We start from the raw sequence: 15,374 nt of genomic DNA on the forward strand, positions 1-15,374 counted from the left end.
ACAGAAATCTATCAAATATAGCCAATATCTGACTTCATTCTGTCTCAGGACACACAAAACGGTTGCAAAGATAATATTTTTCATTTACCCCACCTTACGCTGTATTGGTGGTTTACAGAAAATAGCATCCTCACATTTTTTAGATGAAAGATACATTGCATCCCAGGCGGTCCCAGCCCGCATAACCTGGCGAGACCTTTGATGGTCCGCCAACCTTAGAGCGAAGCGGTTCCGAGCACCGAGTAGGGCGGTTTTCTCCCTCGCTCCTGAGGAGAGAGGGTCGGGGTGAGAGGTAGAGCCCTCTTTAAGGGTAAAGAGGGACGGGGTGATTTTCGAAAAATCCTCCTTTTATCTAAAGATTTTGCAAATGAGCGCAATGAAAGTTTGCTTTCAAATTGCCGAGTGCAGCTAATCTTATCTAAAGAGGAACGTGGCGTTTCGATAACGCATACGTTCCAATCACCCCATAACATACTAACGGTATAAGAAATGCAATCGCCATACTCCCCGTAGTATCCGCAATATACCCCATGATTACTGGAGCAACCGCACCACCCACTATCGTCATGATAAGCAACGAAGAAGCAAGCTTGGTCTTAGTACCTGCATCTCTCAATGCCAGCGAGAAGATAGTCGGAAACATGATGCTTTCTCCCAGATACAGGGCGAAAAACGCAATGAGCGATAAAGTTCCGCTACATACCACCACAATCAATGTGGCAACAAAGGTGAGGATGGCACAAGCCAGCAGCACCAGCCTTGGCTGGATATAATTCATGATGACACCACCAGCCAACCTGCCGATAAAGAACAGACCCATTCCGCCAAAGGCGAGATACAGACTGGCAGTCTGCTTCTCTATATGAATACTCTCCTCAGCATAGTTGATGAAGAAACTGTTCACACCCGTCTGGGCTGCCACATAAAGAAACAAGGTCAGCATACCGAAACCGAATGCCATCACTCGCATCGGCTTCTCCTCCACCATCTCGTTCGTATCCGCCTCATGCGCTCTCCTTGGGTCCGGCAACTTGATTCTTGACAGGACCAGTGCCACAGAAAGCACGAAGATACCCACCAGGGCATAAGGGATGGCAATGTTGACACCCGAGAACAGAAGCTGACCGCCAACCAGCGGTCCTACAATCCATCCGATACCATTGAGCGACTGCGACAGGTTGATTCTGCTCTCCGCCTTGTCAGGATGTCCCAGTACCGTAGTATAAGGATTCGCACTCGTTTCCAGACAGGTCAGTCCGCATCCTATCACAAACAGCGACAGAACGAAGAAGTAGAAACTGTTGATCCTGCTTCCCGGTATGAACATCAGAGCACCGATACCGAAGAGAACCAGTCCTGTTATCACTCCCCTCCTGTAGCCCCACTTCCGGATAATCCATCCGGCAGGCAGCGCCATCAGAAAGTAGGCACCATAGACAGCAGCCTGCGTCAAGGCCGACATCGCCTTGCTGATATGGAACGACTCCTGGAAATGCGGATTCAGCACCTCCAGGATGCCATGGGCAAAGCCCCACATAAAGAAGAGACTGCTGATGATGAGGAAGGGCACCAGATAGTTATGCCCTTCGTATCTGAAGATGGATGGCTTCGTCATGATTCTCTGCAAATTTAAGACTGTCCTTTACTACCAGTGCCAGATAACCACCGCCACCGGCTCCCGGCATCTTCCATGCCAGAACCTCCTCCATGCTGCTATAGCGGTCAATCATCGGCTGCACACTCGCCTCCTGTTCTATCACACCATTGATAGACGGATTCACCATACCCGGGAACATCGCAATCTGGGCCTCGAAAGATGCCCTGTATGCTGCTGCAAAGGCATCAAGGTCGTGCGCCAGAATCGCCTTCCAGCAGGCATCAGCCGCATCAGCCAGCGCCTTCACCTTCTCAGGCGTGATATCCTTACCTTCCACCACACTGCATCCCGGTCTTCTCGGTTCCATCGGAATCATCACCAGATGGTCTTCCAGGAAACGGAGGGTCATCTCATCCTGCGTACTCTCAATCTTCTCCGGCCAGAAGTTGTTGTCATAATAATGACGCACCAGACCGGGCACACAGATACCGATAGAATCCTGGGCACCTGAGATGATACCATCATGACGCTCCGGATTGTTCTCGAAGCAGAATACCAGTCGGGCGAGCATCTCCGGATCCATCTTAGGCAACTTCACCGGCCATATCTTCTGAATCATCTTACGGGTAGAGGTAGACAGACCGCAGCGGTCGCGCACCTCAAAGGTCGGTTCCAGCGAGATGGTAATCGCCCATCCCGGATGATAGTGACTCACATAAGGCTGGTCAATCCATGTACCAGCCAGATCCAGACGGGTAGGAATCCCCGCCTCCTGCGCCGAATTATCAGATACATTCGATAACGCCTTCTTCAAGTCAGAAGAAGACCGAGCCTTCAGACCCGCATGAGGAGTGCGCTGAAGTTCGACATATTCGATACCCCTTTCCTTACAGATCCTACGTTTCTCATCAGACCCACCTTCAGCGTTCACCACAAACACATCCGGTTTCACCTTATCAAGAGTAGGCAGGAAGTCGATGACTCCGCTTCCCTCATTGATATACGCCTCCTTCACCGCCTTGATATTCTTGACCATGAATAGCCTTTCCTCCTGCGGAAACATAGGCTTGCGATGCTTATACTCCAGATAAGTAGCATCCGATCCGATACCCACATACAGATCACCATACCGTGATGCCTGCTGGAAAAACTCCACATGACCGGAATGCAGCAGGTCGTAACACCCGCTCACAAAAACTTTTTTTGCCATAAACTTTATGAAAAGTTAATAGTTTACAGTTAACAGTTAATATCAACCTGCTAACCATAAACCATAATATATTAATAGAAAATTATAATAACTACTATTGAATATGGGTTTTCGAAAACCTACATTCAACTATTAATCTTTATTAAATTATTAATACTATCTCACCATTTTACGCCATAATGATGTATATTTGCAATCAGAATGATTATCATATAAACATTTTAGGCTTATGGCACAGACAGCAATGACAGTCCGTATGGACAGCCAGCAGAAAGCAGAGTTTGATAAGCTCTGCGAACAATTCGGCATGAGTGCGAATACCGCTATCAACATCTTTGTTAAAGCAGTAATTCGCAGTAAGAGCATTCCTTTCTCCATCCAAGCTAAGGAAGAAGACGAGGTGACTGCAAAAGCAAAGGCAGCGTTCAAAGAACTTAGAGCTAAAGCCGACAGAGGCGAAACGCCAGAACTCACCCTCGATGAGATCAATGAAGAAATCAGAGAAGTCAGACGATTAAGAAAAGAACGCAATGGTATATGCAGTCATTGATACAAACATATTTGTATCAGCCCTTATCACCCACAACTCAAATGCTTCAACAGCAAGAGTTCTTGAAAGTTTGTTCCTTCATCGTATTATACCTTTATATAATGATGACATTATAAAAGAATACGATGAAGTGCTTCATCGCGCAAAATTCAAGTTGTCAGACGACCAAATCAATACAGTTATAGAACTTGTTAAGGAAAATGGCATTGATTCTTCCCGTTTTTCTGTGTTTTTCTGATATGGGTATTTAACAATTATTTCTTCTTGACTTAATTTCATAAATTTTGATGTAGTATCAAGTGCTGTTTTAGCTTCCTTTTCCAAAGGGGTATATCCACCATGTATAATATGATTTCTCAATACTACACATATTCATTCTCAATAAAACTAATATTTATAAAAGATGAAGAAAATACCAATAACAATAATCTAAGCCATAGGACATTCCAAAATCTGGGTGTGCAATAAATCCAAAAACATAAGTCTGGTATAAACAGGAGATGTTTCCGGAAAATGCTGTTCTGCTCTTTCTAATTCCTCTGTGGCATATAGATACTTGAACTTGTTGCGCTCATAAAAGCTAAGAACTTTTGGCTGATTATACGCATCAACAACCAAGAATCTGCATCCAGTCTTGTTGTCCTCCTGAACAAACCAAGTTTTGATAAAGTTCATTACTTGTTGACCAACTAAGAAATTTCGTCCTTGATATTTCTTATTAACCCCTAGTCTTCCCAATAATACGGCAGGATAAGTACGAAGATGTTTTTGACCTGGTATAGTTCGTTGAACCTTATTAGCAGAAGGCTTTGGAATAAAAGTTGTCTTTACACTATCATTCGATACCGTAAAGAATGCAACAATTTCAGAGAAATCACCTTCATTGTTGACAAAGCAATAAGTCTTACCAAGTCGCTCTTGAGCATACAACAAGGCATTGTGATGAAAGAAGTCTTCTAAGTCCTTATCTCCTTCTGTTTCACCACAACAAAATGGCAAAGATGCAAGTTCTACGGTCAAAGGCATGAAGTCGCATCTTTCCATAATATCGAATTGATAATTATTCACCAGCCTATCTTATTAATGAGGAAGTTTAATCTTTACATTTTTTGAGCGTTCCATCATACGACGGATTGCATCTTGTGCACCTTCAGGAATCACAGTTGTAGCAGTATTCCTACTACTCTCAGCAATCTCTATAAAGCGCTCTGCAACATCACCAGTCAATACTGGAATTGTTTTAATAGCTATTGCCATAATTCATATCTCCTATTATTTAGTTTATATAACTTGCTGCAAAAGTACGCTTTTTCTTCGAAACCACCAAGAAAATCGAAAGAAATCTGCAAGTTATCAGCAAATTACCCAAAAATCAACTGTAAACTATTAACTATAAACTATTAACTATAAAACTCTCCCCTTCCCCACCTTTAGCAAGCTGTCCCCCAGCGGTCCCATCCCGCATAATATGGCGAAGACCTTTGATGGTCCGCCAACCTTAGAGCGTAGCGGTTCCGAGCACCGAGTAGGGCGGTTTCCTCCCTCGCTCCTGAGGAGAGAGGGCCGGGGTGAGAGGTGGAGCCTTCCTTAACGGTAAGGAAGGACGGGTAGGTTTTCGAAAAAATAGCACTGTAGGGCGGTTACATCCTTCCTTCTGAGGTTTCTGTCCCCTGCGAGGGGAACCGAAAGGGTCGTAAAGACTTTGAAAAGGCTTGGTTAGAGGTGGAGCTCCCTTTGGCTAAAGGGAGACGGAGAGATTCGAAAACATATATTTTTCCACTCTCACCATTTAAAAGATTTTAAAAATCGATAATTATCGTTTACGAGTTCCCGTATATGGGAACTCTCTTTTATTTTATTTTTTCTATCTTTGCACCGTGTGACACAGATATAGAACCTTATTACCTACTTTAGAGGCGCCGTGACAGAAACAGTAATTTGTAGATCTCTACTTCCGAAAGTCAACGGAGGCGGAGACAGGGGAGTTCATGTCCATAGCCAGAGAGCGATGCAGAGCATCTTCTGCTCAGTTCACGGTGACACGATGACACGGTGACACTAGTTTTTCAACTTTTCGCCTCGCACGCGGGCAGGCAGGAACTTTCGGCTTGATTTTTCCTGCCTGCCCGCGCGAGAGTAAATCTTCAGAAATCGCTGTCACCAGTGTCACCCTGTCACCCAGAAGCCGGTTACTTCGAATTCAAAACTCAAAGACTTACGATGCAAAAGTCAGTCACTTACGAAGCAAAAATCAGGGACTTACGCTCCGTAATCCACTGGCTTACAAACACCAGAACAAAGAAAATCTATGAGAAAGTATGAGCAACCATGAGCAAGTATGAGCAACTATGAATTGCCCCCTCACCATTTCCGTATCTTTGCAACGTGGTTCAGAGATACCAGGCGCACTCTATCAGCAAAACCGACAAAGACCTTTGATGGAACAGGCTCTTCAATATGCCATGCAATCCCAATCAGCAAGCTGTCCCCCACTACAGCAAGCTATAGTAAGGCGGTCACATCAGCAAGCTGTCCCCCGGCGGTCACATCCCGCATAATATGGCGAAGACCGCTTTGGTCCGCCAACCTTAGAGCGAAGCGGTTCTGAGCACCGGAGGGCGGTTACATCCTTCCTTCTGAGGAGGAAGGCTTGGTTAGAGGTGGAGCTCTCCTTGCAGGAGAGACGGAGAGGTAGAAAAAACAGCACTGTAGGGCGGTTACATCCTCTCGTCCCTGAGGGAAGAGAGGCTTGGTGAGAAAGGTGGAGCCTTCTTTAATGGGAAAAAGCGATGCCAATGAGTGCAATGAAAGCTCGCTTTCAAATTGCCGAGTGCAGCTCACTTTATCAACAAAGAAGGACGGGATGATTTTAGAAAAAACTTCCTTAAGGGTAAGAAAGGACGGATAGGTTTCCGAACAGATTATTCTAAGAAAGCTATTAATGCCATTTCCTCCAGAAGAAATGCCAAAAGCGAAACAATGGTTCGCATAGCGCCTCAGCAGGGAAATACTTCACGAGTCTTATATCCCGATACACCCTTTGGAGATTATGTCCAAGCTGTGACCTACCAAACCGATTCCGGGCATCATGCCTTCCGAAGTTACCGGCTTCCAGTACCTCATTCAACACAAACTTACCATACTTCTCATTCGGAGGAACGATAAGCCGAGAGGCAGGCATGCCAAACACCTCCTGCATGATATACATAATGGCACCGGCAAACTTCCACAATCCCAACTCCTTCAATTCCTTCTGCAAGGAAGTTAACATTTCACAGTTAACACTTAACATTGAAAGAACAAAGTAGTAGTCAAGCAATTGCCTTAAACCAATCCCCTCATTCATCAAATGAGCATAGATATGAGTCAACTGGAAGATGAGATTGAATTCCACCGTAGGAATCGCAATCTCCCCTTGCTCTCCCAACATTACCCGATGCGAGAACTGCTCCTCCTTCATCCTCTCATAATATTTCTGAAGCTTTCTGTTATGCCAGAAGCACAACAGGAAGCTAGGGCGATAATGCACTTCAACCTCCACACCCTTATACGATGGGAACTCGATGTGGTGATAGCACGCCTTTTCATGAGGCGAGATAGAGCGGACAAAGGAGATAACTCGTTTATCTCCACCTTCCACCCAGATATCAATATCGCCAGGAGTCCGGGAATAAGGATTCGAATACATCAAGGCATTTCCCTGCCCTTTCAGGATACAGGTTCTGAATCCCTTCTTCCGGAACCACTCAGAAACCAGAATGGCAGCTACGTTCAGCCGAGCATTCGCCTTCTCCAACATCTGACTTTCCGCCATCCATTGGAGCAGCAACCCCTTCTTCATCCCTACCTGTTCCGCAGGCAACTTCTTGATACCATCAAAAAGAACGTCCACTAGGCATTGCTTCTTGGCAATAGCATAGAGCTCCTTCCAATCCGTCTCCTTCAAGGAAACTGGAATCTCCTTGACAGAGCCAATGCAAAAACGCAAGAAATCAAAGAAAATCTTTTGTTGTTTGGCCATAAGTAAAATACAACGGTTTCACACTTTTACCCATTGTTGAATATTATGATCAAAACGTTTGATGATTTTAGCAGGTATTCCTACTACCATACAATTGTCAGGGATATCCTTTGTTACAACAGCATTTGCACCTATAACCACATGATTGCCAATATGAACTGGTTTAACTATCTTCACCCCTGGAGAAATATAACAGTTATTTCCAATGAGACTTCCTCCCATACCGATATTAACATCAGCATTAATATTGCAATTTGCACCTATGCGACAGGCAGGATTCACTACGATTGTACCATAATGCATGATATATAAACCAGGTCCAAATTGATTCTTGTACAATGTAAAACCAAGTTTATACGACAAATGCTTATGAATGAAATAATGCCATATTGTCATCAAAACAGTTATAGGGTCTCTAAACTTTCGATTAGCCCAATACTCATAATGTCTCAGATTAAGGGTGAAACAAAGCCGAGGATTTAATAGAATTTTAATCCAAGATTTTGCCCCCCCCACACATGAAATTACGCTTCATATCTTGGCGTATATAAGCGTACATTTCCTTACGATTTTTTATCATAAATCAATAAAAGCATTTCCATAAATAAGAGAGGGATTACTTCCCTCTCATTTTAAAGTATCTATCATATCCTGCTAGCAAAGCCTTGCTGGTATGTTCCCAGCTCAACTCGTTGATGACACGATTTCTACCATATTCACCCATTTGCTTACGCTTCTTAGGATTATCAAGCAATTCTAGAATCTTCTTTGCCATATCTTCAGCATCATTTCTCTTAGCATAAAGTGATGCCTCCTGTGCAGAATATCTACCCTCTGTCAAATCAAACTGAACTAAAGGTTTGCCCAATGCCATATACTCCAATACCTTATTCATGGTACTCTTGTCATTCATGGCATTATATTCATCAGAGTTGACACAAACATCAGCAGTATTCAAATAGTCAAGCAAAGTCTGATCAGGAACACGACCGGTAAATTCTACGATGTCGTCCAAGCCCATGTCATGACTCAGTTTCTTCATGTGCTCTACATCAGGGCCACCACCAACGATACCCCAGAACACATCATTTCTTCCAGGTAACTCCTTGATATATTTAGCAGCCTTCAAAAGATATTCAATACCTTCCTGCTGACCGATTACACCAAGATAGCCAACCATGAACTTCTTGCCACGCTTGATTTCATTCTTTGGTTCCTGAATCTTCAGACGCTCCAACTTTGGACCACTTCTCAATACAAAGACATCCTCTGGTTTCATTCCACCACGCTCTATGGCAATCTTCTTATAACTTTCATTAGTTACAAAAGCAAACTTACAGTGCTTATAGGTCTGGCGTTCCAACCACAACTGGCTCTTATAGAACATTCCCGAAGTCTTACCAAACTTAGCCTCATACAACTCAGGACAGATATCATGATGGTCAAAGATATAATCAACGCCCTTATTGCTAAAGAGTTTAGCAACCATCCAAATATCGTCAGGTGGATTACAACCGTGAATACAGTCGAAACCTACTTCCTTATAACATTTCTTTGCCAAACGATACTCATGCCACAAAGCTGCGCCATACTCACGAGCATATCCTAAAGCACCATTCCCATCCTTTGGCAATTTATGGCGATAAACATGTACACCCTGCAAGAATTCATACTCCTTGTCATAGCCCTTACCTGTAGGACTAATTACAGAAACAGTATAACCGTTAGCTGCTAATGTTGTTGCCTCCTGCCAGACACGAGTGTCAAATGGCACAGGCAAGTTCTCTACGATAATCAATACTTTTCTATCCATATTGTTGTTTTTAATTTATTATCATTTAAAGGATAGCACAATTTGTGCGTTTCCTTCTCCTTTCCATATTCTTCAGAAAACCAACATTTCTCTATCGTTGGTTCTACATTTGCCTCTATACAAACTGTAATATCTTCTCTTTGGATAATTGCTTTTCCATTTTCAACTTTCACTTGGCAAGCAGGATGCAACACAAAAGTCGCATAACTATCACTTGTTGCCGCCATATCATCCTCTATAACCAATTTGTCTGCCTTATTAAAGCAGAAAGAGCGACTATGCTTATTACCATTCTGCCAGACACATTCGGCAAGAAGAGAATCCTGTTTTTCCTTCAAATCAGATTTCAGAAGTTTTGTCTCAGCCTTCTTTCCCCATAGGAAAGCTCCCATCATCTGACTTTGTTCCTGATCCTTAGTCCAAACGGTATTATGATTATATGAACGTCGGTATTCATCTCTTTTCTGAATATTGCAATGATAGATATATGTTCCAGGATCTCCTAAGATGCAATTGCCATCTACATAGAGTTGAAAACTCAATGCATCAGCATGTCCATGGGCAGCAATACTTCCAAAACCTAAGGGTGCATGATCTATACCTATTACAACCTTACCATTCTTGCTTCTCAGAAAAGTATAACCACCTTCCTCAAAAGTCCTACTTTGTGAAGGCTTCCATAAAGGCAATTGCTCTAAGGCTTCGATATCAGTCTCAGAATAGAGACAAGATATTGTCTCGGACAAATGATCAAAGCTTTCATATCTTTTCCCCAACACCAAGGAGCAAAGTTGAAGAAGATAACGGTAATGGCAGATTTCTCCACCTTCCAAATCTAATATCTTACCCTCATCGTTATCACCAAATTCGCAAGCCTTAGTCTCATTCACCATAGAACAAGCTACAAACTCACATTGTTTTTCCATCAACCTCTTCCAAGTCTCAGGAATCTTCATACCATAACATTTCATCAGATGCATCACCAAAGCGTATGCCTCCATCCCGAAGGTTTGATAATGCAAAGCCATCTCCATATTCACACCATCCTTATAATTCTGCTTCATCAATTCTTCATCGAGAATGCGGATGGCTAAATGCGTCCATACCTCATTGCCAAAAGCGAAACCGGCATAAGCGATGGCTGTAGCTTCAACCAGCAAATGATTATTGGCCGAAGAGTATCTGGAATAATGCTGTACGATATAAGAAGCCATATTCTTGATGCCATTCTCCATATCCATGAGCAAGGCACCATTAGCAGTATATCCTTTCTTGCGAAGAAAAGCCAAAGCTACAGTCCATTGAATACAACGTATAGCAACCTCCATCACACTAGTCCAAGAAATACCATGGAGGAAAGGATTCTTTTTGTTCCAATCCAAGAACAACCCTTCTAGCTCTTTTGCATATTTTTCCTCTCCTGTAGCATAATAAGCCTTAGCTAACAAGGCAAACTGGAAATGTCTATTCAACTCCCAATTCGTTCTAGCATCACCTATTTCGTCTTTCTGTTTATAGCTTAAAGAATAGCTGAAATCCGCCCCCCATTCTTTATCTGTCTGGAATCCTGCACTCCATCTTTCCTTATATATATGATAATCATACCCACCAAGAATATGTATATCTGTATTCAGATGGAAAGCAATATTCCTGAAATTCAGACCAACATGATCGGGATCAAACCTCAGAGATTGTAGCCGACTATCGAAAAGGTAAGCCGTTACGGCTACATCACACTTACCATAAAGTTTCTTTTCCTGCCCTTGCAGGTGCTTTTGTTGAAGTCTCCAACCGACTTCCGGCAAATTCATTGCCCGAAGTCGATTGAAGTACCATTGTAATTTACTCATCAATGATTGTTAATCATTAATTACTAATTCATTTTTACTAATTAGAACTCTGTCTGTTTGAAGTTCATCTGATGCTCTTCATTCTGAGCTTCATGATTCTGGTTGATGTCCCCCCAAGAGATACCCTCATACTTGCCATCATAGTTCACTTCCTTCCACTGGCGAACCAAGTCAATGACAATCTTGTTAGGATAATTCTTCAAGACATCCTCGAAGTCCTTTTCCTTATTAGTTACCACAAGTACGTCACTGTTCTTACATACATCATCCAAGTCGGCAGTAACGAAATGCTGCAAGTGTGGAATCTTAGCCATGATAAAGTCCTTGTTGGTACCAGTCAACTCTGAAATCTTCACGTTGCGGTCGTAAATCTTGATTTCAAAGCCCTTACCCAACAAGCTCTCAACAACATCGACGATAGGAGAACAACGCAAATCATCGGTACCAGCCTTGAAACTCAAGCCCAAGATACCAATCTTACGCTGACCTTGATTCATGATAAGTTGAACTGCACGTTTTTTCTGATTCTCATTACTCTGGAAGATGCTCTCAATAACAGGTACATCTACATAGTTGTCATGTGCCAAGGTCTTCAAAGCCTTCATATCCTTAGGCAAGCAAGAGCCACCATAAGCGAAACCAGGCTTGAAATAGTAAGGAGAGATATTCAACTGCTTATCCTTGCAGAAGATTTCCATCACCTTATGTGAATCAACGCCTACAGACTTACAGATGTTACCAACCTCATTACCGAAGACTATCTTCAACGCATGATAAGTATTGTTGACATACTTCATCATTTCTGCCACCTTGATATCTGTGCAGATAAACTCAGCATTGATATGCTCATACATCTCACGGAATACCTTTTCTGCATACTCAGAATCAGTACCAATCAATGTCAATGGTGGATTGAAGTAATCCTCAACCGATGTACCTTCACGAAGGAACTCTGGGTTGCTGACAACATTGAAATCAACGCCACGCTTCAAGCCACTTTCCTGCTCAATAATCTCACCGACCTTCTTGTTGGTACCAGGAAGAACAGTTGAACGGATTGCAACGAGATGCATGTTTGCAGGCTTCTTCTCACCAGCAAACTTCTCTTTCAATGCACGACCGATACGTCCTGCCACAGTGTAGATATAATTAAGGTTCAAATGACCTTCAGGACTGGAAGGAGTACCTACAACGATGAAAGATACTTCGGTTTCCATAATTGCCTCTGCAGCAACCGTAGTAGCAGACATCAGCCCCTTTTTGTGTGCTTCCTCACACAGTTCCGCAATACCTTCCTCAATGATAGTAGGCTTGCCCTCATTCATCAGACGCACCTTGTTCTCATTTACATCAACACCGATCACTTTGTGACCCAACTTTGCTAAACATGCCGCACCTACGCAACCTACGTAGCCGAGGCCAAAAATACTAATATTCATAATATTACTTCTGTTGTAAATTATTTACTATGAGTTTAAATTTTCCTCTCTTACTATAAACCATTTCGTCCATAGAGCAAACCTTTGTTGTAATATCCATGTTTCCATGCCCGCAACGCTTTAAAGTTTCCTCTATAACGAATTCTTTATCTTTATCATTGAATCCCTCATCTGGAGCGATTCTTATTTCCAGCTTGCCTTTCACATTTTGTATCCATTGACAAGCCTTAATATGTTCACCTTCTTCGATGAAATCAACACGCGTTACCATAGAACCATCCTTGCAAACAAGGATATCATCCGTTCTACCAACAACACGCTCTATTCCTCCTGCATTATCTATAAAGCCTTGCGATGATTTATTGACACCTTCTTTCAAAACAATTCTGTCATCAGTTTTATATCTAATTAAAGGGAATACATCATTGATTAGAGATGTGGAAATAATATGGTCATCATAATACTCTTCTATTCCATATCCAGGATCTTCATAGTAGCCACTATGGTCGAGCGACTCCTCTAAGCGGATTGTTCTTTCCGTAGTACCATAGTGGTCATATACTTGAGTATGAAAAACTTGTGCTATCACTTTCCGCTGATAATCAAACAGTGTTTCTGACGAAGTAAAAGCTACCGGAATATGACATTCCAATCCTTTTTCTCTCAGCACAAGCGCCAAACTATAGAGTGAACTTGGATAACCTTCTATCGCTTTAGGATGATGTTTTTGAATAAGGCGATGATAAATCTCAGCAGTTTGTGGATTTATATTATAACTTGAAAGAAATAGAGTATTGCTAACATGAATTTTCAAAGAGATTTCATCTCTTGTTAAATTTCCACGTAACGACACCATTGGTTCCCCATAATGATATCCACATCGTTTGCGAAAACATACAAAGTAAGCTTGTTCACGCCATACAGACTTCCAGTCTTGATAAACAGTTAATGGAGTACCTGTTGTTCCACTAGTGTGATTTTTGATAAGCCCCTTTTCTTTGCACGTTAACAATTCCTTACCATGTTCTTTCAGCATATCCTTAGTCAGAATTGGAAGTTTCGCAATATCATCAAGATGCTTTATATCATCTATAGAATATACTCCACAATCTTTGCATAAATTACGATAATACTCTGAGCAAGTATAAGCTTTTCTAAAAATCTCCAAAAAGCGTTTTTCATTTCTTGCTCTTAACTCGTCATGTGTCATATCATACATTGAGTCTATCTCTGACACATACTTTTTCACCACGAAAGGAGATCTTAACAAATACTTAAAGGATTCTCTTAAATATTTTTTAATGAGTAAAGACATATTACTTTAACAATATTTTATATAAATCACTTAATTGTTTCTCTACATAGCACGGCAAATGTTCTTGAACTTTTCTTAAAGAAACTTTACCCATATCTACTCGAAGTTTTTCATTATCAATTAATGTACGAATGGCATGATACATACCATCCTTATCACCAGGCTCCATGATAAAACCATTTTCTCCATTCTTCAACATCTCAGGAATACCACCTACCGTTGTAGAAATTATAGGCAAAGAATAGCTCATCGCTTCAAGTACAGAGATTGGCAATCCCTCATTGTAAGAAGGCAAGATATAAGCATCTGCCATATTTAACAAATGAACTTTTTTCTCACCATTCACCCATCCTTGAAACATTGCAATATTTTCTAAGCCGTTCTGTTTGATGATTTCTTTCACTTGATCCACTTCTCCATCACCACCAAATAAAAATTTAACCTTGCCATCAAATTCCGCTTTGTGCTTTATCAAAACATCTAGTAAGTCATAGATACCTTTACGCTTACCCAAACGTCCCAAAAACAGCAATACAAAATTATCATGCCTTATTTTTGTTAAAAGAGGCGGAGCTATTACATTCTTAATAACAACCACATTCTTATGATGAATCGTCTTTTCAAACCATTCTTTCCAACTTTCACTAAGCGCAATAATGCAATCACATTTACTTAGTGTTTTCTGTACAGCCTTGATGTGACGTGAAGTAAACTCTTGAAATTCAGCTCCATGGCAATGATAAACAACTTTTTTGCCAAACATTTTTGCCAGATTGATGAAAATTCTTTTTCTCCAAAAACTGGCATCACTTGCTCCATGCACATGCACTATTTTAATCTCTCTATGAAATAACATCCATTTCCAGAATTGTACATATGCCTTAAAGAAAGCCAGTAACTTACGAGCAAACCCATAATCCACAACCGTTGCAACATGGTTAAATGGTTTATAGAAAGTACTATATACACTTTCTACTGCTGCTACGCCACCATGTATAACAGTAAAGTCAATACCTATAGTTAATACACTTCTTGCTTCCATTTCATTATATTTTTTCCCAGACTTTTGTATTCTTATTATATTTTTTTATAACTTTTGCAGGTATTCCTACAGCTACACTAAAAGGAGGAATATTTTTAGTAACAACACTTCCTGCTCCTATTTGAGAATCATGACCTATTATAACATCTTCTACTAAGCAAACTGAGGGACCTATATATACATTATCTTCAATTGTTGCTGCTTTTCCTTTTCTAGAACCGATAGTAAGGAATTGACTCAATGAAACATTTTTTCCAATTGTCGCTGAAGTATTGATTATAACGCCACAACCATGTCCAATATAAAGTCCTGCCCCTATACGAGTTTTTGTAGATATTTGAATCCCATACTTAGAAGATAAATGATGATATACTAGCCAAAAGAAAGGACGAATAGGACTTTGAACAGAAGTTAGTCTTAACCATAAAAGATAAACAAAACCTCTTTCATGCACAAGTACCTTTAATAATTTTGAAATTTTACCCCCCCAGCCCGTCCGAGAACGGCCGTTTTGGGGTGTATCACATAGGGTAGAAC

The 15,374-nt window shown here is 41.4% G+C and carries 14 protein-coding genes; 2 read left to right on the plus strand and 12 right to left on the minus strand.

Annotated features, from left to right (window positions below):
• Positions 1 to 418 precede the first annotated feature (418 nt).
• Positions 419 to 1,615 (minus strand): sugar MFS transporter, encoded by a 1,197-nt coding sequence (locus KSW37_RS13415; RefSeq protein WP_217314877.1) that lies wholly within the window; start codon positions 1,613 to 1,615, stop codon positions 419 to 421.
• Positions 1,578 to 2,807: an adenylyltransferase/cytidyltransferase family protein gene (locus tag KSW37_RS13420; RefSeq protein WP_217314878.1), complete on the minus strand. Its 1,230-nt coding sequence runs from the start codon at positions 2,805 to 2,807 to the stop codon at positions 1,578 to 1,580. Before KSW37_RS13420 ends, KSW37_RS13415 begins: the two co-directional genes overlap by 38 nt.
• Before the next feature lie 229 nt (positions 2,808 to 3,036).
• On the opposite strand from KSW37_RS13420, the gene KSW37_RS13425 reads away from it, so the two are divergent.
• Both KSW37_RS13425 and KSW37_RS13430 read left to right on the plus strand, forming a co-directional pair.
• On the plus strand, positions 3,037 to 3,357 hold the full coding sequence (locus tag KSW37_RS13425) for a type II toxin-antitoxin system RelB/DinJ family antitoxin (RefSeq protein ID WP_217314879.1): 321 nt from the start codon (positions 3,037 to 3,039) through the stop codon (positions 3,355 to 3,357).
• A complete protein-coding gene (locus KSW37_RS13430; protein ID WP_217314880.1) occupies positions 3,338 to 3,595 on the plus strand; it encodes a putative toxin-antitoxin system toxin component, PIN family in 258 nt (85 codons plus the stop codon). Before KSW37_RS13425 ends, KSW37_RS13430 begins: the two co-directional genes overlap by 20 nt.
• A gap of 191 nt (positions 3,596 to 3,786) precedes the next feature.
• On the opposite strand, the gene KSW37_RS13435 is transcribed toward KSW37_RS13430, so the two are convergent.
• The 10 genes from KSW37_RS13435 to KSW37_RS16065 form a co-directional block, all read right to left on the minus strand.
• Positions 3,787 to 4,401, minus strand: a complete 615-nt coding sequence (locus KSW37_RS13435; RefSeq protein WP_254368659.1) for an N-acetyltransferase — start codon at positions 4,399 to 4,401, stop codon at positions 3,787 to 3,789.
• Between the two features lie 36 nt (positions 4,402 to 4,437).
• The gene (locus KSW37_RS13440; RefSeq protein ID WP_176425590.1) at positions 4,438 to 4,614 is read right to left on the minus strand and encodes a hypothetical protein; all 177 of its coding nucleotides are present in this window, start codon (positions 4,612 to 4,614) and stop codon (positions 4,438 to 4,440) included.
• A 1,681-nt stretch (positions 4,615 to 6,295) separates the two neighbouring features.
• Positions 6,296 to 7,378: a nucleotidyltransferase family protein gene (locus KSW37_RS13445; protein ID WP_217314881.1), complete on the minus strand. Its 1,083-nt coding sequence runs from the start codon at positions 7,376 to 7,378 to the stop codon at positions 6,296 to 6,298.
• A gap of 18 nt (positions 7,379 to 7,396) precedes the next feature.
• Positions 7,397 to 7,717, minus strand: a complete 321-nt coding sequence (locus tag KSW37_RS13450) for a serine O-acetyltransferase (RefSeq protein ID WP_254881139.1) — start codon at positions 7,715 to 7,717, stop codon at positions 7,397 to 7,399.
• A gap of 277 nt (positions 7,718 to 7,994) precedes the next feature.
• Positions 7,995 to 9,191 carry a glycosyltransferase family 4 protein gene (locus KSW37_RS13455; RefSeq protein WP_217314882.1) on the minus strand — a complete coding sequence of 399 codons (1,197 nt, stop codon included), beginning with the start codon at positions 9,189 to 9,191 and terminating at the stop codon, positions 7,995 to 7,997.
• The gene (locus tag KSW37_RS13460; protein ID WP_217314883.1) at positions 9,173 to 11,041 is read right to left on the minus strand and encodes an alginate lyase family protein; all 1,869 of its coding nucleotides are present in this window, start codon (positions 11,039 to 11,041) and stop codon (positions 9,173 to 9,175) included. Before KSW37_RS13460 ends, KSW37_RS13455 begins: the two co-directional genes overlap by 19 nt.
• 41 nt (positions 11,042 to 11,082) lie before the next feature.
• Positions 11,083 to 12,480 (minus strand): nucleotide sugar dehydrogenase, encoded by a 1,398-nt coding sequence (locus tag KSW37_RS13465; protein WP_217314884.1) that lies wholly within the window; start codon positions 12,478 to 12,480, stop codon positions 11,083 to 11,085.
• A 4-nt stretch (positions 12,481 to 12,484) separates the two neighbouring features.
• Positions 12,485 to 13,795 (minus strand): phenylacetate--CoA ligase family protein, encoded by a 1,311-nt coding sequence (locus tag KSW37_RS13470; RefSeq protein ID WP_254368661.1) that lies wholly within the window; start codon positions 13,793 to 13,795, stop codon positions 12,485 to 12,487.
• A gap of 1 nt (position 13,796) precedes the next feature.
• Complete coding sequence (locus KSW37_RS13475; protein WP_254368662.1) at positions 13,797 to 14,837, minus strand: glycosyltransferase family 4 protein; 1,041 nt, start codon at positions 14,835 to 14,837, stop codon at positions 13,797 to 13,799.
• A gap of 4 nt (positions 14,838 to 14,841) precedes the next feature.
• Positions 14,842 to 15,374 (minus strand): serine O-acetyltransferase (locus tag KSW37_RS16065; protein ID WP_254368663.1); only part of this gene is annotated, 533 nt, incomplete at its 5' end.

Origin of the sequence: Segatella copri (genome assembly GCF_019127135.1) — a bacterium.
Classification (GTDB): Bacteria; Bacteroidota; Bacteroidia; order Bacteroidales; family Bacteroidaceae; genus Prevotella.

Excerpts from the sequence above, each read along its gene's own strand:
- KSW37_RS13415 (WP_217314877.1), bottom strand. The coding sequence starts at position 1,615 with ATGACGAAGCCATCCATCTTCAGATACGAAGGGCATAACTATCTGGTG.
- KSW37_RS13420 (WP_217314878.1), bottom strand. The coding sequence starts at position 2,807 with ATGGCAAAAAAAGTTTTTGTGAGCGGGTGTTACGACCTGCTGCATTCC.
- KSW37_RS13430 (WP_217314880.1), top strand. The coding sequence starts at position 3,338 with ATGGTATATGCAGTCATTGATACAAACATATTTGTATCAGCCCTTATC.
- KSW37_RS13455 (WP_217314882.1), bottom strand. The coding sequence starts at position 9,191 with ATGGATAGAAAAGTATTGATTATCGTAGAGAACTTGCCTGTGCCATTT.
- KSW37_RS13435 (WP_254368659.1), bottom strand. The coding sequence starts at position 4,401 with ATGGAAAGATGCGACTTCATGCCTTTGACCGTAGAACTTGCATCTTTG.
- KSW37_RS13440 (WP_176425590.1), bottom strand. The coding sequence starts at position 4,614 with ATGGCAATAGCTATTAAAACAATTCCAGTATTGACTGGTGATGTTGCA.
- KSW37_RS13445 (WP_217314881.1), bottom strand. The coding sequence starts at position 7,378 with ATGGCCAAACAACAAAAGATTTTCTTTGATTTCTTGCGTTTTTGCATT.
- KSW37_RS13475 (WP_254368662.1), bottom strand. The coding sequence starts at position 14,837 with ATGGAAGCAAGAAGTGTATTAACTATAGGTATTGACTTTACTGTTATA.
- KSW37_RS13470 (WP_254368661.1), bottom strand. The coding sequence starts at position 13,795 with ATGTCTTTACTCATTAAAAAATATTTAAGAGAATCCTTTAAGTATTTG.
- KSW37_RS13425 (WP_217314879.1), top strand. The coding sequence starts at position 3,037 with ATGGCACAGACAGCAATGACAGTCCGTATGGACAGCCAGCAGAAAGCA.
- KSW37_RS13460 (WP_217314883.1), bottom strand. The coding sequence starts at position 11,041 with ATGAGTAAATTACAATGGTACTTCAATCGACTTCGGGCAATGAATTTG.
- KSW37_RS13465 (WP_217314884.1), bottom strand. The coding sequence starts at position 12,480 with ATGAATATTAGTATTTTTGGCCTCGGCTACGTAGGTTGCGTAGGTGCG.